The 25,002-nt window shown below is 70.7% G+C and carries 22 protein-coding genes; 13 read left to right on the top strand and 9 right to left on the bottom strand.

All coding sequences use genetic code 11. From position 1 onward, the window contains the following. Positions 1–253 precede the first annotated feature (253 nt). A complete protein-coding gene (locus AB0E90_RS10300; RefSeq protein WP_360402365.1) occupies positions 254–1,027 on the top strand; it encodes an NPP1 family protein in 774 nt (257 codons plus the stop codon). A 1-nt stretch (position 1,028) separates the two neighbouring features. Here AB0E90_RS10300 and AB0E90_RS10295 read toward each other — a convergent pair whose 3' ends face one another. Continuing rightward, positions 1,029–5,024 (bottom strand): AAA family ATPase, encoded by a 3,996-nt coding sequence (locus AB0E90_RS10295; RefSeq protein WP_360402363.1) that lies wholly within the window; start codon positions 5,022–5,024, stop codon positions 1,029–1,031. 102 nt (positions 5,025–5,126) lie between these two features. On the opposite strand from AB0E90_RS10295, the gene AB0E90_RS10290 reads away from it, so the two are divergent. Further along, positions 5,127–5,597: a hypothetical protein gene (locus tag AB0E90_RS10290; RefSeq protein ID WP_360402361.1), complete on the top strand. Its 471-nt coding sequence runs from the start codon at positions 5,127–5,129 to the stop codon at positions 5,595–5,597. Further along, on the top strand, positions 5,594–5,902 hold the full coding sequence (locus tag AB0E90_RS10285; protein ID WP_360402359.1) for a transcriptional regulator: 309 nt from the start codon (positions 5,594–5,596) through the stop codon (positions 5,900–5,902). Before AB0E90_RS10290 ends, AB0E90_RS10285 begins: the two co-directional genes overlap by 4 nt. Here the strand turns inward: AB0E90_RS10285 and AB0E90_RS10280 are convergent. The 5 genes from AB0E90_RS10280 to AB0E90_RS10260 form a co-directional block, all read right to left on the bottom strand. Beyond that, positions 5,882–7,690 (bottom strand): sensor domain-containing diguanylate cyclase, encoded by a 1,809-nt coding sequence (locus tag AB0E90_RS10280; RefSeq protein WP_360402357.1) that lies wholly within the window; start codon positions 7,688–7,690, stop codon positions 5,882–5,884. The two genes, AB0E90_RS10285 and AB0E90_RS10280, sit on opposite strands and share 21 nt — an antisense overlap. A 141-nt stretch (positions 7,691–7,831) precedes the next feature. Then, the gene (locus AB0E90_RS10275; RefSeq protein WP_360402355.1) at positions 7,832–8,482 is read right to left on the bottom strand and encodes a hypothetical protein; all 651 of its coding nucleotides are present in this window, start codon (positions 8,480–8,482) and stop codon (positions 7,832–7,834) included. Positions 8,483–8,704: 222 nt separating this feature from the next. After that, on the bottom strand, positions 8,705–9,721 hold the full coding sequence (locus AB0E90_RS10270; RefSeq protein ID WP_360402353.1) for an ABC transporter permease: 1,017 nt from the start codon (positions 9,719–9,721) through the stop codon (positions 8,705–8,707). An 80-nt stretch (positions 9,722–9,801) separates the two neighbouring features. After that, positions 9,802–10,755: an alpha/beta hydrolase gene (locus tag AB0E90_RS10265; protein ID WP_360402351.1), complete on the bottom strand. Its 954-nt coding sequence runs from the start codon at positions 10,753–10,755 to the stop codon at positions 9,802–9,804. Positions 10,756–10,844: 89 nt separating this feature from the next. Beyond that, positions 10,845–12,650: a rhamnogalacturonan lyase gene (locus tag AB0E90_RS10260; RefSeq protein WP_360402349.1), complete on the bottom strand. Its 1,806-nt coding sequence runs from the start codon at positions 12,648–12,650 to the stop codon at positions 10,845–10,847. 131 nt (positions 12,651–12,781) lie between these two features. Here AB0E90_RS10260 and AB0E90_RS10255 point away from each other — a divergent pair, with 131 nt between their 5' ends. The 4 genes from AB0E90_RS10255 to AB0E90_RS10240 all read left to right on the top strand — a co-directional run bounded on the left by AB0E90_RS10255 (position 12,782) and on the right by AB0E90_RS10240 (position 16,261). Further along, on the top strand, positions 12,782–13,483 hold the full coding sequence (locus AB0E90_RS10255) for a ThuA domain-containing protein (RefSeq protein WP_360402347.1): 702 nt from the start codon (positions 12,782–12,784) through the stop codon (positions 13,481–13,483). Beyond that, positions 13,453–14,547, top strand: a complete 1,095-nt coding sequence (locus AB0E90_RS10250) for a Gfo/Idh/MocA family oxidoreductase (protein WP_360402345.1) — start codon at positions 13,453–13,455, stop codon at positions 14,545–14,547. Before AB0E90_RS10255 ends, AB0E90_RS10250 begins: the two co-directional genes overlap by 31 nt. A gap of 237 nt (positions 14,548–14,784) precedes the next feature. Then, positions 14,785–15,477, top strand: coding sequence for a hypothetical protein (locus AB0E90_RS10245; protein WP_360402343.1), 693 nt, complete (start codon positions 14,785–14,787; stop codon positions 15,475–15,477). A gap of 73 nt (positions 15,478–15,550) precedes the next feature. Next, complete coding sequence (locus tag AB0E90_RS10240) at positions 15,551–16,261, top strand: hypothetical protein (RefSeq protein WP_360402341.1); 711 nt, start codon at positions 15,551–15,553, stop codon at positions 16,259–16,261. On the opposite strand, the gene AB0E90_RS10235 is transcribed toward AB0E90_RS10240, so the two are convergent. Next, positions 16,247–16,843 (bottom strand): helix-turn-helix domain-containing protein, encoded by a 597-nt coding sequence (locus AB0E90_RS10235; RefSeq protein ID WP_360402339.1) that lies wholly within the window; start codon positions 16,841–16,843, stop codon positions 16,247–16,249. The genes AB0E90_RS10240 and AB0E90_RS10235 overlap by 15 nt on opposite strands. Before the next feature lie 49 nt (positions 16,844–16,892). Between AB0E90_RS10235 and AB0E90_RS10230 the strand changes: the two genes are divergently transcribed. Both AB0E90_RS10230 and AB0E90_RS10225 read left to right on the top strand, forming a co-directional pair. Beyond that, positions 16,893–18,563 carry an FAD-binding dehydrogenase gene (locus AB0E90_RS10230; protein WP_360402337.1) on the top strand — a complete coding sequence of 557 codons (1,671 nt, stop codon included), beginning with the start codon at positions 16,893–16,895 and terminating at the stop codon, positions 18,561–18,563. Beyond that, complete coding sequence (locus tag AB0E90_RS10225) at positions 18,463–18,861, top strand: SDR family oxidoreductase (protein WP_360402335.1); 399 nt, start codon at positions 18,463–18,465, stop codon at positions 18,859–18,861. The genes AB0E90_RS10230 and AB0E90_RS10225 overlap by 101 nt, the downstream gene beginning before the upstream one ends. Before the next feature lie 250 nt (positions 18,862–19,111). Here the strand turns inward: AB0E90_RS10225 and AB0E90_RS10220 are convergent, their stop codons facing one another. Beyond that, the gene (locus AB0E90_RS10220; RefSeq protein ID WP_360402333.1) at positions 19,112–19,795 is read right to left on the bottom strand and encodes a TetR family transcriptional regulator; all 684 of its coding nucleotides are present in this window, start codon (positions 19,793–19,795) and stop codon (positions 19,112–19,114) included. A gap of 106 nt (positions 19,796–19,901) precedes the next feature. Between AB0E90_RS10220 and AB0E90_RS10215 the strand changes: the two genes are divergently transcribed. The 4 genes from AB0E90_RS10215 to AB0E90_RS10200 all read left to right on the top strand — a co-directional run bounded on the left by AB0E90_RS10215 (position 19,902) and on the right by AB0E90_RS10200 (position 23,188). After that, complete coding sequence (locus AB0E90_RS10215; RefSeq protein WP_360402331.1) at positions 19,902–20,102, top strand: hypothetical protein; 201 nt, start codon at positions 19,902–19,904, stop codon at positions 20,100–20,102. 9 nt (positions 20,103–20,111) lie between these two features. Beyond that, the gene (locus AB0E90_RS10210; protein ID WP_360402329.1) at positions 20,112–21,503 is read left to right on the top strand and encodes an aldehyde dehydrogenase family protein; all 1,392 of its coding nucleotides are present in this window, start codon (positions 20,112–20,114) and stop codon (positions 21,501–21,503) included. A gap of 39 nt (positions 21,504–21,542) precedes the next feature. Then, the gene (locus tag AB0E90_RS10205) at positions 21,543–22,388 is read left to right on the top strand and encodes an oxidoreductase (RefSeq protein ID WP_360402327.1); all 846 of its coding nucleotides are present in this window, start codon (positions 21,543–21,545) and stop codon (positions 22,386–22,388) included. 440 nt (positions 22,389–22,828) lie between these two features. Beyond that, positions 22,829–23,188, top strand: coding sequence for a hypothetical protein (locus AB0E90_RS10200; protein WP_360402325.1), 360 nt, complete (start codon positions 22,829–22,831; stop codon positions 23,186–23,188). Positions 23,189–23,991: 803 nt separating this feature from the next. On the opposite strand, the gene AB0E90_RS10195 is transcribed toward AB0E90_RS10200, so the two are convergent. After that, on the bottom strand, positions 23,992–24,939 hold the full coding sequence (locus AB0E90_RS10195; RefSeq protein WP_360402323.1) for a ricin-type beta-trefoil lectin domain protein: 948 nt from the start codon (positions 24,937–24,939) through the stop codon (positions 23,992–23,994). Positions 24,940–25,002 lie beyond the last annotated feature (63 nt).

Below are 25,002 nucleotides of genomic sequence, written 5' to 3'. Positions count from 1 at the left end.
CTGACACGAGCGTGTTCGCAAGCCTCGAATGGCGAGGCCGCCCGTGCCGGGCCCAACACCGCGTAAATGAATATATCTTCGCGATGCAACAGTCAATCCGCCGCGAGGCCAGGAATGGCGCACGGTGACCGGCAGTGATTTCCGGGCGACGGATCGGAATCGTCACCGACATCATTGACTTGCCTCTATAGGGCACGCCAGGATTTCGGAGCCATTAACTCAATGCGTAAAACGCGACGAAGGGCCCCCACCCGTGCGCCGTGACAACTCCCGCCGGCTCGGCATCGCCACCGGCCTCGCCCTGCTCCTGATTGTGATCCCCGCAACTCCGGCCTTCGCCGCCCCACCACCCAGCCTCCCGCAGAACGCCGGCGGGTACGAACAATCCTTCTCGCCCGCCTACGACTACGACACCGACGGCTGCTACGCGGTCGCCGCGATCGGGCCGGACGGCACCCTCAACGGCGGGCTCAACCCGACCGGCGCGGTCAACGGCAACTGCCGCGACCAGTCCGACCTCGACAACTCACAGACGTACTCCCGGTCGAAGTGCAACAACGGCTGGTGCGCGATCATCTACGCCAGCTATTTCGAAAAAGATCAAGCATTGCCCGGCAGCAGTCTCGGCGGCCACCGGCACGACTGGGAACACGTCATCTCGTGGGTCGATCAGGCCGCCAACCAGGTGGAATACGTCACCACCACGCAACACTCCAGCCAGGTGACCTATACCCGCTCCCAGGTGCGATTCGACGGCACCCACCCGAAGGTCGTCTACCACAAGGACGGGCTGTCGACGCATTTCTTCCGGCTGGCCAACAGCAACGACGAGCCGCCGGAGAACCATTACCACAACTGGCGCTACCCGCCCCTGGTCGGCTGGGACGGCTACCCGACGATCGAGCTGCGCACCAAGCTGATGACCGCCGACTTCGGCTCGGCGACCCAGAAGATCAGCGACGGCCGCTTCGAGAGCCTGCTCAACGCCGGCAAGCCGACCGGAATTCCCTTCGACCCGTACGCGTGAGCTAGCGGCCGCACAGCTCCGGGGACGCCCGGTTCTCGGAGCGTGCGGCCGGCACCGCATCGGCACAGAGCTTCTCGATCGCGTCGGCGGGATCGAGCCGCCAGATGCCGACCGTCCAGTCGCCGAGGCCGGCGATGAGCATCCGGCTGTCCGGGGTGAACCGCATCTGACCCTGCTGAGGGCCGTTGCCCTGGACCACCGCGACGATCGTGTCGCTGGACGGGTCGATGAGATCGATGCTGCCGTCGGCGGTGTCGGTGCCGACCGCGATCATCCGTCCGTCCGGTGACCACGCCACCCGGGCGACCGGCGCCGGCTGCCGGGCGACGTCCCGCACCCGGGTGAGGCCGCCGGCGGTCAGCAGCCGGACCGCCCGGCCGGCGGTGACCGCGACGGTGGCCGAGTCCGGGCTCACCGCCAGCTCGTCCACGGTCGTGTCCGGCACCGGCGTGGAGCCGGCCAGCTCGAACGAGGGGACCCGGAACCGCCAGACCGATCCGGTCTGGGTGGGGTTGTCCAGGTCGGCGGGGGTGTTCGCGGTGACCAGCAGCCCGCTGCCGTCGGGGGTGAAGGCCAGGTTCATCGACCAGTATCCCGGCAGCCGTAGTTCCGCCCGTTTCATGTAGTTCCGCGTCTCGTAGACGACGACGTCCACGGCCGGCGACCGGTCCTCCCGGGGGCTCGTGCCGGGTGGGTCCGTCTGCGGGTTCGTGATGACGGCCAGCAGCGCCCCGTCCGGCGAGAACGCCAGGTTGGCCGGGAAGACGGCGGGATCCAGCGTCAGGGTCCGGCGCAGCCGGTTGGCGCCGTCGAACAGCAGGATCCGGCCGCTCGCACTGAACGCCGCGGCCAGGGTTCCGTCGGGGCCGTAGGCGAGCCCGCGAGGTGGGCCGCCGGTCCCGGTGTCGATGGTGGCGCGCAGCGTCCCGGTCCGTGGGTCCCACACCCGGATCACCGGGTCGCTGGAGCCGGTGGCGAGCCGTTCGCCGGACCGGTCGACCGCGAGCCGCTCGATGACCTGCGGGTGGGCGAGGGCGTAGCCGCCGATCCGCCACACCGTGGGCACGTCCGCGAAGCCGACCGCCACCAGGATTTGGCCGTCGGCCGACAGGGCCAGATCGAGCGGTGGACCGATGAGCCCGGTCAGCGAGGGGCGCGGGCCGCCCGCGGTCAGCCGCAGCGTCTCGCCGACGGTCTGGCTGCCGATGAACAGGGTGCCGTCCGGGGACACCGCGAATTCCCGGGCCGGGGCCGGCTGCGGTAGTTGCCCGCCCGGGTCGGTCAGGTCGACCGCCCGCCAGTGGTCCGCGGGCCGCCGGACCTGGATCCGGCCCGGCACGTCGGGGCCGAGGTCGCTGAACACCGCGTTGTCGCTGCTGAACGCCATCGCGTAGGCGTTCGGGACAGTGGTCTCGACCCGGCCGTCGGCAAGCCGGAGGACCGTTCCGGCCCGGAAGCCGGAGACCGCCAGATAGGTGCCGTCGGGACTGACCGCCAGCGTGTTGCCCGGCGCTACCGGGATGGCCAGCGAGCGCCGGAGGGCGCCCCCGGCCGGGTCCCAGAATCCCACGGCGGAGTCGTTCTGGTAACGGGCGGCCAGCACCGCCGACGAGTCGGGCAGCCAGGCGACCGGCCCCCACCCGTCGAGCTTCCGGACCAGCGTCGCGTCGCGCATGTCCCAGACCGCGACACCCTTCTGCGCGATGGCGCCCGAGGCGAGATAGGTGCCGTCGGGGGAGAAGGCGAGCCCGGACAGGTTCTTGGTGGGGTGCTTGATCGGCGGGAACAGCGGCTGCAGCGTCGCGAGGTCCCAGATCTGAATCTCGCCGGTGCCTTGATAGCCGACCGCGGCCCGCCGACCGTCGGCGCTCACCGCGACCGACGTGCCGCCGACCCGGCTGCCGAGGTGGCCCAGGCGCGTCGCCTGCTGTGCTCTCATCAGGGCGCTGCGGGCCTCGGTGGTAGGCGCCACGCTCCAGGCCGCCAGAGCGTCGGCGACCGACTTCTCGGGGTCCGGATAATGCTCGGCGAGGGACTCGGCCGCGTACTGCCGGGACGACAGCAGCAGGTTCACGTGCCGGGCCTCGCCGCGCTGGTCGACCGCGACCCCGCCGACGGCGATCGTCAGCACCAGCGCCACCGCCAGCCCGACCACCAGCCGCCGCAACCGGCTCGTGGTGCGCCGCTCGCGGAGCCGGCCCGCCTCGGCGGCCTCGTCCGAGGCGGCCAGGAAGCGGCGCTGCGTCTCCGGCAGGCCAGCCGGGAGTTCGCGGGCGGCGGCCAGCCGGGCACCGCGGTAGAGGGCGTCCGGGTCCTCGCCGGCGGTCTGCCAGTCGTCGGCCGCCTGGGTCAGCCGCTGGCGCAGCAGGATCTCCTCGCGGGCGTCGGCCAGCCAGCCGGCCAGCCGGGGCCAGCCGTCGAGCAGCGCCTCGTGGCTGATCTCGACGGTGTCCTCGCCCGCCGTCACCAGCCGCTCGGCGATCAGCGGGGCGAGCACCGTCAGGTCGGCGCCGGCGCGAGCCACCCGGCGGCGCACGGCCAGGCCGTCGACGACCGTGACCAGGCCGAGCAGGGCATCGCGCAGGGCCGCGCGGCCGGGTTCGTCGAGGGCCTCGTACAGCCGATTGGCGGTCTCCGCGACCGCTCGCCGGATGCCGCCGGTGCTCTCGTAGGCAGCGACCGTGAGCGTGCCGCCCTGCCGGCGTTCCCAGGTGGCGCGCAGCGCGTGCGCGAGCATCGGCAGCGCGCCCGGCTCGTAGTCCCGGCCGAGCAGCTCGACCAGGCCGGGCTCGACGGTGAGGCCGACGTCGCGGGCCGGCTCGGCGATGGCGGTGCGCAGGTCGTCGCCGGTGAGCGGGCCGACCACGACCTGCCCGGCGCCGAGCATGGCGGCCAGCGGCGGCAGCTCGGTGCACTGTGGATAGAAGTCGGCCCGGATCGCGATGATCAGCAGCGCGCGGGGCGCCTCGGCGAGCTCGCGCACGAAGGCGGCGCGCTCGGCCGGGTCGGGGCACTGGGTGAAGAGCTCCTCGAACTGGTCGATCAGCACGATCCGGCGGCCGGCGCCGTCGCTCGCGTCCAGCGCCGCGCGCAGCGTCGTCCGCGGCTCGGCCCCGGGCGTGAGGATCAGCCAGGGCCAGGCGCCGCTGCCCTCGCCGAGCCCGTCGGCCGCCACCGCGGGCAGCAGCCCGGCCTTGAGCAGCGACGACTTTCCGGCCCCGGAGACACCGACGACGACCAGCGGGGGCCCGCCGAGCATCTGCTCGTCGAGCCGGGCGAGCAGGGTCTCGATGAGCCGTTCCCGGCCGTGGAAGAACGGCGCGTCGCCGATGTCGAAGCTCGCCAGGCCGGGATAGGGCGAGATCTCCGACGCGTCAGCGGCACGAGCGGGCGGTGCCGAGGTGCGCGCGGCGGTGCGCAGGGAACGGATCAGCGCCGTGGTGGCGGCGAGCGCGCCCAGGATGCGGCCGGTGCTCTGGCGCTGCTCCTCGACCTGGACGGCCAGGCCGCGGTGGATCTCGTCGAGCGCGCACCGGGTGTCGGCCGCGAGCACCTGCAGCTCGTCGAAGGCGAGGACGATCAGCTCCTGCGTCTGGTCGTCGGCGGCGAGCAGCGCGGCCTCCACCGCCCCGATCGCGTGCAGCAGCCCCGTCAGCTCGTCGCGCAGCCCGGCGTCGCCGTCATCGAGCCGCGCGAGCAGCTCCCCGGCGATCGCATCCCGCCACCCGTCATCGGTTCCGTTGACGCGCATCCGCGCGGCCGCGCGGGCGAGGGCGTCGGCGGTGAAGTTCCCACCCATACCGCCCAACTGCGAGAGCACGGCCTCGAACGCGGCCGGCGCGCCGAGAGCGGCCCCGGCCACCGGCGCAACAGCAGAAGCAGCAAGAAAGGCCAGGATTGCGTACGGCGAAGCGCGCCGCAGCCCCGACCCCGCCGCCCCGACCCAGGCCCGGATGCCGGCGCGAGCCCTGTCCGCAGCCGAAGGCGTCCCGCTCATCGCGCCTCATCGTGCCACCCTCCGTCCACTGTGCACTACTTTCCCGGTCGGAAAGTATGTGCTACTTTCCTGTCAGGAAAGTACATGCCTGAGGGGGAAGTCATGAGCATCCCACCCGTTGACGCCGAACTGGCCCTGGCCGAGATCCGGGCCCGCCGCGAGCAGGTGGTCGGCGCCAACCTCGTACCACATTGGTTCTGGCCGGCCGTTGGCGTTCTGATGTTGTTGTTCGTCGCCGCCGTGGAAAGTCACCGGCCGGTGGTCGTCGCGGCCGGCAGTGTCGGCTATGCGCTGGGCCTGGCCGCCCTGATCGTGGCCATCGCGCGCCGATCCCGGTTGCAGGTCCGCCCGGCGCTCCTCGGCGCTCGCGGCATCCTGGCCATCGTCGCGTTCGCGCTGGTCCTGGTCGCGGCCGGGGTCGGTCTGGGCTTCTCGCTCAAGGCGGCCGGGCTCGGCTGGCCGGCGACGCTCGGCTGCGTGCCGGTGGCGATCGGCCTGGCCGCCGGCGGGCCGCTGCTGATGTCCTATCTGCGCCGCGTCATGCTGTCCCGGCCGCTGGCGGGCGAGCGGTGAGCGCCCGCTTCGACGACCTGATCCACGCGCCCACCCGGCTGTCGATCGTCAGCCTGCTGGCCGCGACCGAGTGGGCCGACTTCCGATACCTGCGCGACACCGTCGGCCTGTCCGACTCCGCCCTGTCGAAGCAGCTGACCACCCTCGAGGAGGCCGGTTACCTCGAGGTTCGCAAGGCGTTCGTCGGCAAGCGGCCGCGCACGTCGGTCCGGCTCACCCCGGCCGGCCAGGGCGCGTTCGCCGCGCACGTCGCCGCGTTGCAGGAGATCGTCGCCCGCTCGGGCCTAACCGTGGTTCCCGATTAGGTTCCGGCGCGACTGCTTCCGGCGGTACATGGCGTCGTCGGCCTCGCGGAGCATGCGTTCGGCCTCGGCCGGGGTGCCGGAGGAGACGCCGATGCTGGCGCCGACCGTGACCACCGCGCCGGTGACCGGGATCGGCTCCGCGACCACCCGGCTCAGCACTGCGGCCAGGGTCTCGCCCCGGTCCGTATCGGTGTCCGGCAGGATCACGGCGAACTCGTCGCCGCCCAGCCGGGCCACCGTGCCGGCGTCACCCACGATGCCGGTCAAGCGCTCGGCGACGGCGATCAGCACCTGGTCGCCGGAGTGGTGCCCATGCACGTCGTTGACCTGCTTGAACCCGTCCAGGTCGATGACCAGGATGCTCACCGGCAGGTCCGCCTCGACGGTCAGCATCCGCTGCTGGAGCAGGTGGCGGTTGGCCAGTCCGGTCAGCACGTCGTGGGTGGCCTGGTGGCGCAGCTCGTCCTGGAGCTGGCGGGCCTCGGTGACATCGCGGCCGTTCCACACCAGGCCGCGGATGTTCGGGTTGGCGAGCAGGTCGGTGCCGACCACGTGGGTCCAGTGGTAGGTGCCGTCGGCGTGCAGCAGGCGCACCTCCGCGCCGGCAGTGCCCTCCGCCTGCATCCGGGTGAACAGCTCCGCCACCAGCGGCATGTCCTCCGCGTGGATCCGGCCGCCCAGATCGTTGCCGGTGTCGTCGCCGTCCTGCAGGCCGAGCAGCCGGACGGCCGACGGGCTCGCGTACGTCACCCGCTGGCTGCCGTTGGTGACGACGGTGGTGTCCGACGCGTGCTGGGCCAGCGCGCCGAACCATTCGTCGCGGCGGCTGATCTCGGCGAGCAGGCGTTCGTTGTCGTGGAACGCGGCCTGCTGGCGCACCAGGACCAGGCCGGTGCTGAGCAGCACGCCGGCGGCGACGCCCCAGATCTTCAGGTCGGCGACGACCTGGGAGAGGGCGAGCAGGAGCAGCAGTTGCGTTCCGACCACCGCCGCGTACGGCATCCGGCTGAAGCGTCTGCGCCGGGCCGCCAGCGGAACGTCGATCTTCCGGCGGTTGAGGATCTCCTGGATCCGCAGGCTGATCGGGATGAACAGGCACGGCACCAGCTGCGCCAGGTAGATCAGCCGGGTGTCGGACCGCTCCATCAGCAGCGCGGCGAGCGGGGCCGCGACCGCGGTGCCGGTGACGCCGAGCGCGCCGATCATCCCGGGCAATTGCTGGAACGGAGCGTTGGTGCTGAACAGGAGCTTGATCAGGGCGAACGTGACGAGCAGCATCACCGCGGACGTCGCGGCGGCGGCCAGCCGGTTGGCCGTCTGCCCGCCGCTGAACTCTCCGGCGAGCAGGAAGTACCAGAGGAACACGGCGACCGCGGTGAGCACGGTGGCGGCGTCCAGCCAGAGCCGCAGGCGCAGCCGGCCGGTCCCGCCGAGCGGGTGGAACAGCATCGTGATCACCGCGATGACCATGCCGGCGACCACCAGGCCGGACTGTACGACGCTGACGTCATTGGCCGGATGGCCGCCGAGGACCAGCGCGGTCTGATAGGCGTCGGCCATCGCGCTGAAGCCCATGGCGGCCGCGACCGCGATCCAGAACCGGCGGGCGTACCGGTCGGTGCCGGGCTGCCGGTAGAGCCGCCACGCCATCGCGACGTTGATCAGGTCGATGGCGGTCTGCAGAATCCACAGCGCCTGGTCGATGCCGGGCGCGAAGAGGAACCACGGGATCATCAGGATGCTGAGGGCGACGAGCGCGGACAGCACAGGGTCGAGTCGTGTCAGCACGCCCCGATCCACCCGCATCGCACCAGTACAGGCGGCCCCGGTTGCAGACCGGGTGCGAACCCGGGAGCTTTCGGTCGCGGCCGGCCTCAGTTGTCAGCCGGCACCAGGGTCCGGTTATTACTGGAGTGATGCGTGAGGGTGTTACTCGTAGCAGCCGGCGCGGTCGCTTTCCAGCGACACCTCGGTGACCTTGCTCTTCTGGATGTTGATCCGGTAGTGCGCGCCGTCGCCCTTCGCGACGTCGATCATCGCGTCGCCGTCGGTTCGCTTGGCGTCGGGGATCTCGTCGCCGTCGATGCGCCAGCTGAGGTGGGGGTACGCCTGGCGCACGGCGGCCAGCGTGCTGCCGGTCCGGATGCCCTCCGGCGTCTGCTGATTGCCGAACGAGCCGAGGGCGCGCAGCCCGTACTTGCCGTTGAAGACCATCCAGGCCTCGGCCGGCTGGCCCTTCCAGTGTGCGGCGGTGCAGCCTTCGCCGAAGGCGTTGTCGCCGGGGGCGTTGACGACGATGAGGCCGGTCGCCTTGGCCGCGGTCAGGCTCATGCCGATCTTCAGCGGCCCGATGCGGTCGGCCGCGATGGTCAGGTCGGTGGTGGCCGGGTGGGTCGGCGACGCGCTCGCGGGTGGCGGGGAGGTCGAGGTGATCACCGGAACGTCGGTGGGTGTGACCGGAACGACGGGAGGCGCGACCGCCGGCGACGTGGGGGCGCTCCCGCGCGGGGTCGTGGTGCTGCAGGCGGCGGCGAGGGTGGCAATGGCAGCGGCGCCGAGAATTTGGGCATAGCGATGCATGGGAGCGTTTCCTCTGTTTCGGTTCGGCGAACTGCCGACACGACTCAGCATGGTGGCTCGGCGGGACCCGCGAATCACGGATACGTGCCAGCCCGCCTGTCGCTGGTGGACAGGTCCTGGTGCCCCAGCGGGAGATCCAGTCGAGCTGCGGTAACGGTGTGGTTTTGTCCGTGGCTGCCGCTGCGTACAGAGTCGATGCTCAGCGATGGTCCGAGCCCGGGATCAGACGAGGGCCGGCGCCGCGTCGGGCTGGGTGGCGGGGGTGGCAGGCGTGCGGCGGCGGGAGGGGCGGAAGGCGCTTGCGGCGGACAGCAGCAGGCCGAAGGCCAGCCAGCTCAGCAGGACTGTCAGGGGGCGGGCGAAACCGCCGTCGAAGAACGCCACCGCGCGGACCAGGCTGATGGCGGCGCCCGGCGGCAGGAGCTGGCCCAGCGCGCCGGACCAGCCGGGCAGCATCTCGGGGGCGCTTGCGGCGCCGCTCAGCGGGTTGCCGAGCAGGAAGATCACTGCCGCGCCCAGGCCGAAGCCGGCGAAGCCGAACAGGGACTCCAGGCCGAGCAGGGTCAGGGACGTCGCGGCCAGGGACAGGGCCATCACGCCGGCGTTCAGCACGTAGGTGCCGTCCAGGGAGCCCAGCCAGAACTGCAGGATCGCGGACATCGCCAGGCCGCCGGCCACGGCGTAGGACAGGGCGCCGATGACCCGGCGGGCGGTTCCGCGGATGCGGGTCGTCAGCGCCACCGCGGCGAACATGCCGCCGATGACCAGGGGCAGTGCGCCCGCGGCCAGGCCGGCGCCGCGGGGGTCGTCGGCGGGGAGCGGGGCCAGGTCGCGGACCGCGGCGGCGGGCTCCGACTGGGACAGGGCGGCGGCGATGCCCTGCAGGGTCTGGGCGACCACGGGGCTGGCGGCGGAGGCGGTCAGGACCTGCGGCTGTCCGGTGGACAGGTCGATGGCGCCGTACACCTCGCGGTTGTTGATCGCGGTCTCGGCCGCGCTGGTGTCGGCGACCGTGGTGATGTCGAAGCCGCCGGGGAGGCGCTGCTCGAGGGCGGCGGTGACCTGGGCGGTGGCGGCTGCGGGGCCGGCGACGGCGATCGGGATGTCGTGCACCGCGGATCGCGCGGCGGGCCAGGCGAAAGCCGTGACCAGGACGCTGAGGATGAAGGACAGGAGGACGACGGCGCCCGCGACGTGGGTCCAGGGCGAGGGCGCCTTGACGGCGGTGGCCGATGACATGACGACTCCCCAAATAGAACGATCGTTCGTTTTGAACGATAGAAGGAGAGCCGGGCCCGTGTCAAGAACGAGCGTTCGTTTTAGAGGTTGAGCGAGCGGTGCAGGAACGCCTCGATGGTGGCGAGGGTGGGGCGGGTGCCCGGCGGGCCGGCGGTGGCGGTGCGGCGGACGATCGCCGGCGCGTTCGCGGGGGAGACGATGCGCTTGTCGTGGCCGGCGCCGGGCACCAGGTAATAGGTGGCGGGCACGCCGGCCGCGTCCAGCGCGGCGAAGAGCCGGTCGCTCTGGTCGACGGGGACGAGGCCGTCCCGCTCGCCCTGGACGATCAGGGTCGGCGGGGACTGCTTGGTGACGTACGCCATCGGATTGGCCTTTTTGACCTTGTCGGGGATTGTCTCGATCGGCGCGCCGAGCAGGGACGACTCGGGGGAGCGCGGGTCGGTGTGGCAGTCGGTGAGGCTGAACGAGCGGTTGAAGCGGTCGCACGCGCCGGGGAGCATGTGCGCGTTCATCGCCAGGAAGTCGACGGGGGCGTAGAGGTCGACCACCGCCTGGACGTCGCCGGGGGTGGTCACCCCAGCCATCAGAGCGGTCCAGCCGCCGGAGGAATCACCCATCACCGCGATGCGGTGCGGATCTATGCCGTACGCCGTGGAATTCGCCCGCAGCCAGCGGATCGCGGCCTTCACGTCGTTCAGCTGGGCCGGGAACTTCGCCTGGTAACTCGACCGGGTGGAGACGCCGGCCACGACATAACCGGCCTTGGTGAAGAACGGGGCGAGCTGCGACGCGTACGCCTTGCCGTTCTCGCCGAACCAGCCGCTGCCGCCCATCGCGATCAAAAGCGGGCGGCGCTTCGTGCTGCTCTGCCGGGGGATGTAGAGATCGAGGAGATGCCCGCGGGAGCCGCCGGGGGCGTAGGCGATGTTGGTGCTCACGTCGAAGCTGGGGCCGGAGGCGTCGGCGGTGGGCTCGGCGGCGAAGAGCACGGTGACCACGGTCAGCAGCAGACCGAGGACGCGTCGACGTTTCACGTCCCTGATCGTCGCTTACGAATGCGAATCCGATGAATGCCGCAAACAGGGGATACCGCCACGTACGAGTGGCGGCATCCCCCAACCGATCAGTTACCTAGGGCAAAACTCGGGTGCGGCGGCTGGTTGTAGGCGGTGTTCTGCCACGCCACCGCCTCCCGGTACATCCGGTCCTGCATCAGCGACACGTGCGAGATGCTGGTCGCGTCGGTCGTCGAGTAGATCCGCAGCGCCGTGTTGTCGGTCGTCGGCCAGATGACCTCCTCGCGCCAGTCACCCTGGATGTCGGCCTGCAGCGACGGCGTCGACTTGGTGCTGTTGTTCGAGTGCACCCCGCTGGCGGTCAGCAGCCGGGTGTCGGCGCTGGTGCCGTACTTGTCGATGTGCGTCGCGTCGAGCAGCTCGCGCTGCGCGTCGCCGTCCCACCAGATCACGAAGTTCGTGCTGGACGGCTTGCGGCCGATGTTCGCGCCGGACGTGTTGAACAGGCCGGACACGCCGCTCGACCATGATTCGGCGCCAGGGCTGCCGGCATAGATGTCGTCCGAGACGCCGCGGCCGTTGTCGCAGCCGCAGGACGCGTTGGACCAGATGATCGAGCCGGTCTTGGCGTCGGCCATCCAGGCGGCCAGCTTCGACGTGTCCTCGTCGACCTTGAAGATCTCCAGGCCGGCGCGGCTCGGGATCAGGTCACCGACGTGGTAGGCGTCGCCGTGACCCTGACCGTTCACCCACAGGCCGGATCCGTTGTCGTCGATGGCCATCGCCCCGTACAGGATCTCGTCCTTGCCGTCGCTGTCGACGTCGGCGATGGAGAGCTGGTGGTTGCCCTGGCCGGTCCACGCGGAGCCGTTCGTGGAGGAATTGCTGTCGAAGTTCCACTTGCGAGTGAGGGTTCCGTTGCGGAAGTCCCACGCCGCGATGGTGCTGCGGGTGTAATACCCGCGCGCGGTGATCAACGACGGATAAGACCCATTGATGTACGCCGTGCCGGCCAGGAACCGGTCGACCCGGTTGCCGTAGGAGTCGCCCCAGGCGCTGACCGTGCCCCGGGCCACCACGTAGTCGACGGTCGACATCGCCTTGCCGGTCTGCCCGTTGAACATCGTCAGGTATTCCGGGCCGGACAGGATGTAGCCGGCCGAGGTGCGGTAGTCGGCGGTCGAGCTGCCGATCACCACGCCGGTGCCGTCCTTGGTGCCGTCGGCGGTCTTCAGGGCCACCTCGGCCTTGCCGTCGCCGTCGTAGTCGAACACCTGGAACTGGGTGTAATGCGCGCCGGCCCGGATGTTCTTCCCCAGGTCGAGGCGCCACAGCCGGGTGCCGTTGAGCTTGTACGCGTCGATGAACACGTTGCCGGTGTAACCCGACTGCGAGTTGTCCTTGGCGTTGGACGGATCCCACTTGAGGACGATCTCGTAGGAGCCGTCGCCGTCCAGGTCGCCGACGGAGGCGTCGTTGGCGGAGTAGGTGTAGGCGACGCCGTCGGGGGTGGTGCCGCCGGCCGGGATCTGGATCGGCACGTCGGTGTAGGCGGCGGCGAGCGCGGTGACCGGGTTCGCCGCCAGCGTGCTGGTCCCGGACGGTTGCACCGCGTAGGTGGCGCCTTTCGCGGCGCCGCTGTCGGTGTAGTTGGTCTGCGCCGTCGTCGCGATCTTGGTGGACCCGCGGTAGACGTCGAACGTCCCGCCGGCCGTGTCGGAGTTGAGCAACCGCCAGGACAGGAAGTTGCCGGTGCCGGCCCGGAGGACGATCAGGCCGCGGTTGAGATTCTCGGTGGTGCTGGTCGCGTCGGCGGTGGGGGCCGCCGGCTCGGTGGCAGCCCTCGCGACGGCGGCGGTGGAGCCGACGAGGACGAGGGCAGCCACGGCCGTCAGGGTTTTGGCACGTTTCATTACTCACTGCTCCTACTCGGTGGAGGGTAGGCAAGCGCTTTCCTCGGGAAGCTAGTCCTCAGATTGAGGCTTGTCTATGTATTCACGCCTTTTGGTGGGCGCAGGCGGTGTTGATCTGGTAGGCGTAAGGGATGAAGGCTTTGGTGGTTCGCGGTGGGTGGGAAGGTCATCGGCCGATCGAGGCCACTTCGCTGTTCCTCCCGTTCCTTGAACTCAGTGGCTTCGAGGTTCGGATCTTCGATTCACCCGCGATTTACGCCGACAAATCGGTCATGTCGGATACCGACCTCATCCTGCAGTGCGTGACCATGTCCTCGATCGAGCGCGACGCGCTGGCCGGGCTGCGCGAGGCGGTTGCGGCGGGGACGGGCTTCACCGGCTGGCACGGCGGCATCGCCGACTCGTTCCGCGCGTCCTCGGACTATCTGCAGCTGGTCGGCGGCCAGTTCACGACCCATCCCGGCATTATCGCTTCGGATCGCAAAGGTGACGAAAGCGACAATTTCCTGACATATGCTGTCGACATCACGCCGCTCGGCCGCGATCACCCGATCACGGCCGGCATCGACGACTTCGAGCTGACCACCGAGCAGTACTGGGTGCTCCACGACGACCTCATCGACGTCCTCGCCACCACCACCCATCCGGTCCGGCCGTGGCATCCGTGGCATCGCCCGATCACCTCGCCGGCGATCTGGACCAGACAGTGGGGCAAGGGCCGGATCGTCGTCACCACCCCCGGCCACAGCCTCGACATCCTCGAGAACCCGAACGTCCGGACCGTCATCGAGAGGGGCATGCTGTGGGCGAGCCGCACCGCGTCGGCATCGTAGGCGCCGGCACGATCTCCGGCGCGTACCTCACGACCCTGCGCGACCACCCCCGGGTGACCATCGCCGCGGTCGCCGACCTCGACGCGGCGCGCGCCGCGTCGGTCGCCGCCGGCATCACCGGCTGCCGCGCCCTCCCGGTCGACGAACTGCTTCAGGACGACTCGATCGGCACGGTCCTCAACCTCACGGTGCCCGCGGCGCATGCTTCGGTCGCGCTGGGTGCCATCGCCAACAACAAGCAGGTGTACGGCGAGAAGCCGCTCGCCGCCGACCTGCCCGCCGCGCGCTCGCTGATCTCCCAGGCGGCCGCGTTCGAGGTCGCGATCGGCTGCGCGCCCGACACCGTCCTCGGCACCGGCGTGCAGACCGCCCGCGCCGCGGTCGACGCAGGCCTGATCGGCCGCCCGCTGTCCGCCGTGGCCGTGATGGCGACCCCCGGCCACGAGCGCTGGCACCACCACCCCGACTTCTACTACCAGCCCGGCGGCGGCCCGCTCCTCGACATGGGCCCCTACTACCTGTCCGCCCTGGTCCACCTGCTCGGCCCGATCGTCGCGGTGACCGGCGCCGCGTCCCGCCTGCGCCCGGCCCGGGTGATCGGCAGCGGCCCGCGCGCCGGCGAACAGATCCCGGTCGCGGTGGACACCCACGTGACCGGCGTGCTGCATCACGCGAGCGGCGCCCTGTCGACGATCACCACCAGCTTCGACGCCGTCCGCACCACGGCGGCCCCGATCGAGGTGCACGGCGAGACCGGCACCCTGGCCGTCCCCGACCCGAACCGCTTCGACGGCGACGTCCGCCTGTTCGAGCCGGGCGCCGCGGACTGGCGCGTGCTGGAACCCTCCGCCGGCTACGTCTCCGCCGCCCGCGGCATCGGCCTGCTCGACATGCTGACGGCCCCCGCACCCCGGGCGAGCGGCGCCCTGGCCCTGCACGTCCTGGACGCGATGACGTCCCTGCTCCGCGCCGCCGACGAGGGCCACCGCATCGACCTGACCACCACGGGCGACCGCCCCGACCCGGTCCCGCTGACCCCGGCCGCCCGGTGGCGCTCCGCGTAGCGCTGAGACGAGAGCCGGGGACAGGCACCCACCACGACAACATCGATGCCCGGTGGTAGCTCGACCGAGCCGTCGTCGACCTCGAGCTGCACGAGCTGCGGCCTGCCCGATGTCGCCGCCGACCCGCCACCATTTGATCGACAGCCTCCGATACCTTTGACCGCCGTGGGAACCCTCGACACTCTCGACAAGCTCGGCTCCGTTGTCGGCGGCGTGTGCGCCGTCGCCGGCTTGGTCGTGGCCGTGGCCGGCCGCCGAACCCCCGAGCCTGTCCCGTCCCCGGTTGAGCAGCGCGCGGTCCGATCACACCGGCACATCCTCGTGACGGTCGGTGTCGCGCTGCTGGCCTCCGGAGTCGCGATGATGGCCGGGGCCTGGTGGGCCGGCCGTGATGGCGACACGCCAGAGACTCCCCGGCCCACGGCGTCGGACACCTCACCCTCGAGCCCGGTTCCGACCGACCCGGCGCCATCGACGCCGGCCGGGCCGCGCCCCGACCGGTCCGGCCCCCGATCGATCCTGATGCGGCCCTACGAGATTCCGCAGAACAACTACGATCCGCGCACGGACAAGCTCTTCCCGGCGGACACTGCGGCGATCACGTTCGAGTGCCGGCGTCGTACGCCGGAAAACGACATCAAGGCCGGCTGCCGCCCGGACGCCACGCCGGTGTTCACCATGGCGCCGAACAAGAAGCTCGAGGTGGAAGTCGCCGAGGTGCCACCGGCGGCCGCGAGCCGCGGCCTCCCCATGGCCTGCGATGGATTGAACTACGACGACAATCCGGACTTCGTCCTGCTCGCCGAAGAGCAAACATATTGCGTCCGGACCGACGACTGGGTGGCCGTGATTCGCATCGAAGATCTACCCGAGAAGATCACCTCGGCGTCGCCCGCCATCAGTGTCCAGGTCTCGTACTGGCGCCGCTGACCCGGCGTCCCTCGCACCGCTTACCGCCGGATGACCGGCCGGCTGTCGCGGGTCCTGAGTCCCGGCACACTGGGTGGCCGCCGACGTCAAGGGCCCTGCGCTCGATCGGCCCGATGTCCGCTCGTCCGCGGTCCCCCGTGGAGTCGGACGAAACACCCGGCCCTTGAGCCGGCGGGCCGAGCGGCCCACACTCGATCCGAATGCCGCCGGGCATCGAACGATGAACCGTTTGGGGATGACGATGAGCCCTGTTCTTATCGGCGTCATCGGGACTTTGTCGGGACTTCTGCTCGGTGGCCTTCTGCAGGACGCCCAGGCGCGGCGCAACCGGCGCTGGCTCGTCGCGGATGCGCTGCGGGATACCAAGCGACGTGTCTACGCGGAATATCTGAGATCGATCAGCGCGAGCTACGCCCACGCGGTAGCCCACCATTGGAGCGATTCCGAGGAGGCCAACCTCCGAGCGGCGGCGGCCGAGATCGAAGTCCTCGCCGGTGTGGATGTCGCCAGGCCGGCGCAGGAGCTGGTGGGAAAGGTGATCAAGGTGCACGGCGACATCGCGGCACGATCATCCCGGCCGCCTTCTCGGGCCGCCGTGATGCGGAGGCGTGTGCGCGACGACACCGGGTGGGAATCAGCGGTGGCGGCCGTCGATCGTGAGCGTTACCAGCTGATAGATCTGCTCAAGGCAGATCTCGGGCTGACGGGCAACCGGAAGTCCCGGGGACGCCGATGGCTATTCGCCCGCTCCGGCTCGGCCGGGTCGCGCTCAGCGGACCAGTAGCGCCGTCAGCAGCTGGGTCAACCACGCGCGGGCGGCCGCCATGTCGCCGTCGAGCAGGAGCTGGACCGTCACGCCGTCGTAGGCGGCGACCACCGCGTGGGCGGCGGCCGGCACGTCGGCCATGCCCGGGGGCAGCGCGAGCAGGCCTTGCACGCCGCGCAGGCGGGTCTCGATCGCGGTTCGCAGCTGGGTGCGGTGCTCGGCCAGGCGGGCCGCGACCTCGGGGCGCCGGGCCGCGTGCAGCAGGAAGTCCGTCTTGACCAGCAGCCAGTCGCGGTCCAGCAGCAGCGTCGCGGCGGTGCGGGCGATCACGGCGTGGATCGACGGCTCGATCGGGACGGTCTCCTCGGCCGACAGCGCGTCGGCGACCTGGGCGGCGATGAGGGCGGCGCGCTCGTCGTACAGCGCGAAGAACAGCTCGTCGAGGGTGCCGAAGTTCGAATAGAAGGCGCCGCGTGTGTAGCCGGCCTCGGCGCAGACGTCGTCGATCCGCGCCTGGCCGTAGCCTTTCGCCGCGAACACCCGGAACGCGGCCTCGAGCAGCCGGGCCCGTGTCTCCGCCCGCCTTCTGGTGACCCGCACATCGCGAACCCTATCCAATTCAAAGTTGTATCCGATACATTCCTGAATCGTGAATGCGGACGTCATCGTCGTCGGCGCCGGCCTCGCCGGTCTGGCCGCCACCCATGAGCTCGTCACCGCCGGCAAGCGGGTGGCCCTGGTCGACCAGGAGAACGCGGCCAACCTCGGCGGCCAGGCGTTCTGGTCGTTCGGCGGGCTGTTCCTCGTCGACACCCCCGAGCAGCGGCGCCTCGGCGTGCGCGACTCGTTCGAGCTGGCCTGGTCCGACTGGCAGGGCAGCGCCCAGTTCGACCGGCCCGGCGACGAGGACGCGTGGGGCATCAAGTGGGCCCGGGCGTACGTCGAGTTCGCCGCCGGCGAGAAACGGTCCTGGCTCAAGTCGCTCGGCATGAGCTGGCTGCCGACGGTCGGCTGGGCCGAGCGCGGCAGCCTGCGCGCCGACGGCCACGGCAACAGCGTGCCGCGGTTCCACGTCACATGGGGGACCGGCACCGGGGTGGTGGCGCCGTTCGTCGCGTCGGTCCTGAAGGCCGCCGAAGCGGGCCTCGTCACGTTCCATCACCGCCACCGGGTGGACGAGCTGGTCGTGACGGCGGGCGCCGTCACCGGCGTACGCGGAAAGGTCCTTGCCCCGGACAGCGCGGCACGCGGCGTCACCTCCAACCGCGACGAGATCGCGGATTTCGACCTGACCGCGCAGGCGGTCGTCGTGACCACCGGCGGCATCGGCGGCAACCACGAACTGGTCCGCAGCTTCTGGCCGGAACGGCTCGGCACCCCGCCGGCCCGCATGATCACCGGCGTGCCCGCCTACGTGGACGGCCGCATGCTGCAGATCGCCGGTGCGGCCGGCGCGCGCCTGGTCAACCGCGACCGGATGTGGCACTACACCGAGGGCATCCGCAACTGGGACCCGATCTGGCCCGGGCACGGCATCCGCATCCTGCCGGCCCCGTCGTCGATGTGGTTCGACGCGCTCGGCCGCCGGCTGCCCGACCCGTGCCTGCCCGGTTACGACACCATGAGCACGCTGCGTCACCTGCGCACGACCCCGGACATCGCCGGTTACGACCACTCCTGGTTCATCCTCACCCAGAAGATCATCCGCAAGGAGTTCGCGCTGTCCGGCTCGGAGCAGAACCCGGACATCACCGCGAAGGACCGCCGCGCGTTCGTCCGCGAACGCATCCTCGGCAAGCAGGCCCCGGCCCCGGTGGAGGCGTTCAAGCGCAACGGCGCCGACTTCGTGGTGGCGTCGACGCTGGAGGAACTGGTGTCCGGCATGAACAAGCTGACCGACGAGCCGCTGCTGGACACCGCGCTGATCCGCCGCCAGGTCGAGTCCCGCGACCTGCAGATCGCCAACCCGTACAGCAAGGACTCCCAGATCCAGGGCATCCACAACTCCCGCCGCTACCGAGGCGACCGCCTCGGCCGAACGGTGGCCCCGCACCGCTTCCTGGACCCGGAGTCAGGCCCGCTGATCGGCATCAAGCTGCACATCCTGACCCGCAAGACCCTCGGCGGAGTCCAGACGGATCTGGAGTCCCGAGCCTTGTCCGCCAACGGCACCCCGATCCCCGGCCTGTACGCCGCCGGCGAGGTAGCCGGCTTCGGCGGTGGCGGCGTACACGGCTACAACGCCCTGGAGGGAACCTTCCTGGGCGGCTGCCTCTTCAGCGGCCGAGCCGCCGGCCGCTCCCTGGCCCGCTCGCTGTAATCGCGGGCGCCAACTGAACAAGGGTGCGCTCAACACGCTCACTTTTACCCTGGCCAAGCAGTTGGGCGAACGCGGCATCACCGTCAACGCGGTGGCACCCGGCATCGTGGACGTCGACAGCAACGCCGCCTGGCTGCGCGACGACCCCGAGCAGCTCGCCTTTTGGGGCTCACTCTCCCCGTTCGGGCGGATCGGTCAGCCGGCCGACATCGCCGATGTCGTCGCTTTCCTCTCCTCGCCCGACGCGCGCTGGATCACCGGCCAGTGCATTGATGCCACCGGCGGCGCTCACCTCTGACCGGTCGTCACCGGAGCGGGCGGCCTTCTCTTCACTCCGGTGGGGATCGACCCGACCGAACAGCCCGAGTGCTCGATTCCGGTCAGATACGAGCCGGTCCAAGTCGCCAGCAGCATCGAAGAACCCATCGGCTGGATCCGGTAGCCGTTGTACCCGCATGCCGGCCACACGCAGCTCGACCTGAATGCCTATCCGCTGATGATCCACGATGCCCAGGATCCGGCCATGCGCAGCAGGAGCGGAATGCCGGTCAGGTCGCGTCGGCGGCCTCCGCGAGGAGACCCGTGAGAAAGGTGGCGATCGCGGTCTCGAAGGCCTCGGCGAAGGCCGGGTGCATGAACGACAGGCTCGAATCGGCCTGGAAGGCGGCGAGCAGTGCGGGGGCGGGACGGCTGCGGGTCCACAGGGCGCCGGCGAGGATGATGGCCATGTGCGCGGCGCGGAGCGCCCGCCCGTCGTCGAGCTCGGGGAGCAGGACGCGGAGCTGCTCGCCGAGCCAGCGAATGGCGTCCCGGGAGGACCTTTTGAACCTGGTCGCGACGTCGACGGAGATGTTGTGCTCGAGGATGGCGTTTTGCGCGCTCAGCAGTTCGCACAGCATCGGGTGGGCGGCGAACGTGGTGGCCAGCCGGGCCGCGACCTGGCGCGCCCGCCCCGGAGCTGGTGCGGAGGGGTCGACCCACCCGGGGAACGTCTCGGCGGTCTCGGCCCGGTAGCGGGCGGCCGCCTCGGAGAGCAGGTCGAGCAGCACCGCCTCGCGTGACTCGAAGTAGCGCACCAGGGCGGACTTCGCCAGCCCGACCCGGCGGCTGAGCTCGTTGAGGCTGACCGCGGCCACCGGCATCTCGTCCAGCATGCCGGCCGCGGTTTGCAGGATGCTCTGCCGCCGCACCTCGCGCTGCTCGTCGCTGCGGGCGCGATGGAAGGTTGCCACCCCTCGAGGATAGTCGACCGCCGGTCCATTGACTGCGGACCGGCGGTACATTAGCTTATGTACCGCCGGTCTACTATCTGCCCGGCGGACGAGGGAGGAACACGTCATGGAGGCCCTGGAGGCTGTCGACTGGGTCGACCCGGACCGGTGGCGGGCCACCCCGCCGGCCGAGCGGTTGAGGTTGCTTCGCCTGGTCCAGGCCAACATCGACCGACACTTCGACGAGCTGGTGGCGGCGGACTGCCACGCGAAGGGCATCGACCCCGCCAACCCGGCCGACGCCCACCAGCTCGGCACCAGCATGTAGCGCGTCCTGGTGCCGCTGCCCTCGAACGTCGCGGCCGCCATCGACCTTTACGAGGGCCTGGTCCGCGCCCGCCCGCTCCAGCCGCTCGCGGTGAATCCGGCCGGAGGCGGCCGCTTCGACGTCCGGGTCTCCCCGCGCGCCAAGGACCGCCTCCTCAACGGCGACCGGACCGATGTGCTGCGCGTCGTCGGCGAGCCGCGCCGGGTCGATCCCTATGCCAAGCCCGGCGGCATCATCGCCGTGCTCGGGGCGGGGAACGTCGCCTCGTCCTTCGAGATGATCCGGGCCCTCTTCGTCGACAGTTGCGTGGTCGTCCACAAGCCCCACCACCTCAACGAGGACGCCGACCGGGTGTGGGAGAAGGTCCTGCAACCGCTCGTCGACGTCCACGCCGCCGCCTTCTGCCCGGCCAGCGAGGGGCGCGCCCTGACCCACGACCCTCGTCTCTCGAAGATCTACTTCACCGGTGGGACCGGCTCCGCCAAGGCGATCATGGAGGCCACCGACACCGAGCTGGTCTCCGAGTGCGGCGGCAACAACCCGTGCATCGTCGTTCCCGGCGACCGCCCGTGGACCGAGCGGGAGATCCACCACCAGGCGCTCCAGATCGCCACCATCGTCACGATCAGCGGCGGCTCGATCTGCGGCCGCACACAGACCCTGGTGACGAGCCGGCACTGGCCGCAGCGGCGGCAACTCCTGGATGCGATCACCGTTGCCCTGCGGGACCTCACGCCCGGCTCCAGCACCAGTTACCCCGGGGCCGACAAGACCTTCGCGGCCTTCCGCGACGCCTATCCGGGCGGGCGGCTCGTCCAGCCCGTGGACAACCGCCCCGCCTCGCAGGTCATGGTGATCGAGGACGTCGGCACCGAGGGCTTCGCCCTCGACCACGAGGCGTTCTGCCAGATCATGAGCGAGGTCGCCCTCGACGTGGCGTCCGACGCCGGGGCGTTCCTTCCCGCCGCGGCGGAGTTCGCCAACGAGAAGCTCCTCGGCACCCTGGCCGCGACGATCCTCATCGACGAGGACACCCGCAAGACCCACGCGGCCACCGTGGATCGCGCGGTGACAACGCTTCGCTACGGCGCCATCGGCGTCAACACGATGCCGCCGATGGTGTGGACGAACCCCTACCTCATCTGGGGTGGGAACGAGGAGGGCCGCGAGTTCGTCACCGGTCGCGGCAACTTCGGCAACCTCCTGGGGTACGAGAACGCCGAGAAGTCGATCGTGGTCAGCGGCTTCACCTCGCCGGGCCACTTGATCATGTCGAGCAGGCGGGGCTGGCTCGACCTGTCGACGCGGTTCGCCCGGTACGCCATCCGCCCCACGTGGCCGCGGCTGTTGGCCCTCGCCTTCGCCGCGACGCGCGCGCGTTTCCGTCGCGCCGGCTCCTGACATCCCCTTCGGCCGCCGTCGGCCAGGAAAGGACATCCCATGGGTCACAAGATCGCCCTGGTCACCGGGGCCTCCTCGGGCATCGGTGAGAGCACCGCCCGCCACCTGCACGACGCCGGCTTCGTCGTCTACGGCGCCGCTCGCCGCGTCGACCGGATGGCGGCACTGGCCGCCGCGGGCCTGCACACCGTCGCCCTCGACGTCACCGACGAGTCGTCGGCCGAGAAGGTCGTCGCGGACATCCTCGCGGCCCACGGCCGGATCGACGTCCTGGTGAACAATGCCGGGTACGGCTCGTACGGCGCGCTCGAGGACGTCCCGATGTCGGAGGCCCGCTCCCAGATCGAGGTCAACGTCTTCGGTCTCGCCAACCTCACCCGGGCTGTGCTTCCGGCCATGCGGGCCCAGCGCAGCGGCACCGTCATCAACATCAGCTCCATGGGCGGCCGGCTCGCCACGCCCTTGGGCGCCTGGTACCACGCCAGCAAGTTCGCGGTCGAAGGGCTCAGCGACGCTCTGCGCCTGGAGCTGCGGCGCTTCGGGATCGACGTCGTCGTCATCGAGCCCGGTCTGATCCGCACCGAGTGGGGCAGCATCGCAGCCCGCAAACTCCGTGCCACCTCGGGCTCAGGGCCTTACGGCGACCAGGCCGAGGCCATCGCCGTATCGCTGGACAACGGCTCCCGGCCGGACGCGCCCAGGACCTCGCCCCCCGACGTCGTGGCCCGCGTCGTGACCCGCGCCGCCACGGCCCGCCGCCCCCGCACCCGCTACGTCGCCGGCTTCGGGGCCCGGCCGCTCCTGATCACGCGCAGGGTGCTGCCGGATCGGGCCTTCGATGCCCTCATCACGCGCAGTTCGGGCCTGCCCACCTCCCATGCCTAGTCAACTGGAAGTCCTGGCCGGCTGGAGCTTTCCAGTCCTGGTGAGCCCCGGTGGAGCGGCCCGGGGCCGGTTGATCGCAGACCAGGCCGAGCGGATGGTCGGCTGGCTGAAAACGGTGGTGGGAGAGTTCCGGATACCGGACCTGTACGTCGTGGGCCGCGACGACTGGGATGCGGTGGCCTCCTTCCCGGTCTACGGAATGCCGCACGAGTCACCCGACCGAATAGTGGTGGGGCAGGAACCGGCCGAGTTCTGGGACGTAGTGCTCGACTCGATCGAGCCGTTCCTCTCCCCGCCCGACCGGGCCGAGCTGGTCCCGCGTCTACGGCGACCCGATCAGGCTCGGCGGCTTCGCGGACCTGCTCGTTTCCCACGAGATCGGGCACTACCTCCACCCGGTCGGCGACCAGGCGGACCCGACATCGTTCTGGCTGCGGGAGATGCTCGCGAATCTGGCGTTGCAGGGATACGTCAGCGAGGTCGAGCCCGATCTCGAGGAGACGCTCCTCACCGTCGTCCAGGTCTGCTGGCGTTCCACCAGGTCGTCGTGGCAGTTCAGCGAGCTCACGGACATGGGCCGGGCGACCGACGGAGACGGCGCGAACTATGTGTGGTTCGAGTTCGGACTGCAAGTGCTGACCAAGCGCCTGTGGACCAACGCCGGTGTCACCGCGCTACGGCGTCTGATCGACCTGCTGGGCAAGCCCGCGCCGACTCAGGACGAGGCGATAGCAGCGATCGAGGCGCTCGACCCCGGCGTGGCCGCAGACTTGCGACGGTGGCCGAACTTCGCGGGCTGAGTTCACTGCCCGCGCCGCACTGGAGCCGAATCAGACCGTCACAAGGGCATCCAGTCCGCACACTCTCATGCGCTGAGCGCGCCCGTCGGCCGCGAGAACCGTCACGCCGGGTGAGCGTCAACGAAGTCGTTCTTGGCGGACGAGGCGTACACAAGCCCAAGGATCACGAGGCTCGTCTACCAACCCGGCGGACTGTTCTCCGGCGGTGATTGCTCGGGAGCGTGGCCCGACTCGAACGGTGCCGCCATCCTTTGAGTTCAGTGACGCGCGCTTACCCGGCATTGCGCGCGTTGGGCAAGCCTGTAGGTGCAGATTATCGGGTTCCGCACAGTAGGCACGGCCAATTCCGCACACACGATCGATAGCGCCGCGGACCCATGTCGATTGGGCTCGGCATCCGTGGTTGCCCCGCCGGAGTTGTGCACCCTCGGTGCAAGCAGCGCCGCCGACCGCGCGCGGCGGCTGGCGGTGAGCCATCACGCGGCGTGACGCACGCCGGAGCGACCCGGCGCACGCTCGTGCCGAAGATAGTGCAGACAGAAGAGCCGCTTGCCTGTCGCGCTGGCCCGCGCACCCTGTGCGCGGCCGGCGTTGGTTCGCTCACCTCACGTTGGTCTGCGCGCCTCGCGCAGCTGGCACCGGTCTGCGCGCCCTTGCGCCGGCCCGCGCTCCGCGCGCGGGGTGTCGGGGCGCGCGTGCTTGGCCTGCGGTGGGACGGGCCATGGCATGGGCGGCAGGGGGACTGGCATGTCCGGCGCGGGGAGTTGTGACGCGTACTCGCCGATGTTTCTGGGTGTTGACCTTCAGGGGAGTGACCAGCGTTCGTTGGCGCGGCCGTCGCATGTCGTCACGGTGACGCCGGTGCCGGAGGTGGCGCCGCCGGAGGGGTCGGTCAGGCATTTGTCGTTCGAGGCGTTGATCAGCAGCTGGCCGGAGGCGCGCCACTGCGCCGTCGTGCGCCCGTCGCAGCCGACGACGTGCACGGTGTTGTCGCCGAGGACCAGCGCGCACAGGCCCTGCACGCGCAGGGTGCCGTCGGTGGCGAGCGTCCAGGTCTGGGCGACGCTGCCGTTGCACTCGAACACCTGCACGTGATTGAAGTCGATCGGGACGGCGCCGTTGAGGTCCAGGCACAGGCCGTTCTGACCGCGGATCGTGCCGGTGCGGGCGGCCGCGGGTGGCTCGGGGGCCACGGCGTCGCCGGGGGCGATCACGGTCTTGCCGTCCTCCCCGCCCGCGCCGGCGGTGACGCTCGGCCTCGCCGACGCGGCCTTCTCGCTGGTCGCGGTCGCTGCGACGGATGCGCTGCGAGGGACAGATTTGCTGGGTACGGGTGACGAAGCGGCCGGCGTCGCACTCGGCTTGAGTGACGGAACCAAGCCGGTCAGCGCCGGGATCGGAGCCTCGGGCAGCGTGCTCGAAGCCGAGGGGCGGCCGTCGGCGCGTAGGTTGGCCACGGCGGCCGCGGCCGCTCCGATGAGGACCAGCGCGCACGCCGCGATCAGGACCAGAGCTCGATGGCGCCGCAGCACCCCGCGGTCGCGCAGGTGCCGGGGTGGCTTCTCGGGCAGGAAGAGCACGGCGGTCGGGTCGTCGGCGCCCTCGAGCGCACGCTGCGAACGGACCTCGCGGGTGGTCGCCGACGGCCACGTCTGCGTAGACGCGTCGCCGTCGCCGGCATCCGCGTCACCACGCAGGTAGGGCCGGACGAGAAGCGGGTCACGCTCCTCGTCGAACTCGCCGTCCGTCACGAATCACCCGCCGCCATCGAGCTTGTCAGAGACGATCGAGCGCCCAACCTACCCCTGCTCCCG

This window comes from Actinoplanes sp. NPDC026619, from assembly GCF_040638295.1.
Taxonomy (GTDB): Bacteria; Actinomycetota; Actinomycetes; order Mycobacteriales; family Micromonosporaceae; genus Actinoplanes.
Note: the sequence above shows the minus strand (reverse complement) of the source record. Positions and strands in the feature narration are given on the sequence as shown.

What these genes read in the sequence shown, in the direction of transcription:
- AB0E90_RS10200 (WP_360402325.1), top strand. Translation starts at nt 22,829, where the DNA reads ATGCTCGCGAATCTGGCGTTGCAGGGATACGTCAGCGAGGTCGAGCCC.
- AB0E90_RS10215 (WP_360402331.1), top strand. Translation starts at nt 19,902, where the DNA reads ATGGAGGCCCTGGAGGCTGTCGACTGGGTCGACCCGGACCGGTGGCGG.
- AB0E90_RS10295 (WP_360402363.1), bottom strand. Translation starts at nt 5,024, where the DNA reads ATGAGCGGGACGCCTTCGGCTGCGGACAGGGCTCGCGCCGGCATCCGG.
- AB0E90_RS10260 (WP_360402349.1), bottom strand. Translation starts at nt 12,650, where the DNA reads ATGAAACGTGCCAAAACCCTGACGGCCGTGGCTGCCCTCGTCCTCGTC.
- AB0E90_RS10255 (WP_360402347.1), top strand. Translation starts at nt 12,782, where the DNA reads ATGAAGGCTTTGGTGGTTCGCGGTGGGTGGGAAGGTCATCGGCCGATC.
- AB0E90_RS10275 (WP_360402355.1), bottom strand. Translation starts at nt 8,482, where the DNA reads ATGCATCGCTATGCCCAAATTCTCGGCGCCGCTGCCATTGCCACCCTC.
- AB0E90_RS10270 (WP_360402353.1), bottom strand. Translation starts at nt 9,721, where the DNA reads ATGTCATCGGCCACCGCCGTCAAGGCGCCCTCGCCCTGGACCCACGTC.
- AB0E90_RS10290 (WP_360402361.1), top strand. Translation starts at nt 5,127, where the DNA reads ATGAGCATCCCACCCGTTGACGCCGAACTGGCCCTGGCCGAGATCCGG.
- AB0E90_RS10205 (WP_360402327.1), top strand. Translation starts at nt 21,543, where the DNA reads ATGGGTCACAAGATCGCCCTGGTCACCGGGGCCTCCTCGGGCATCGGT.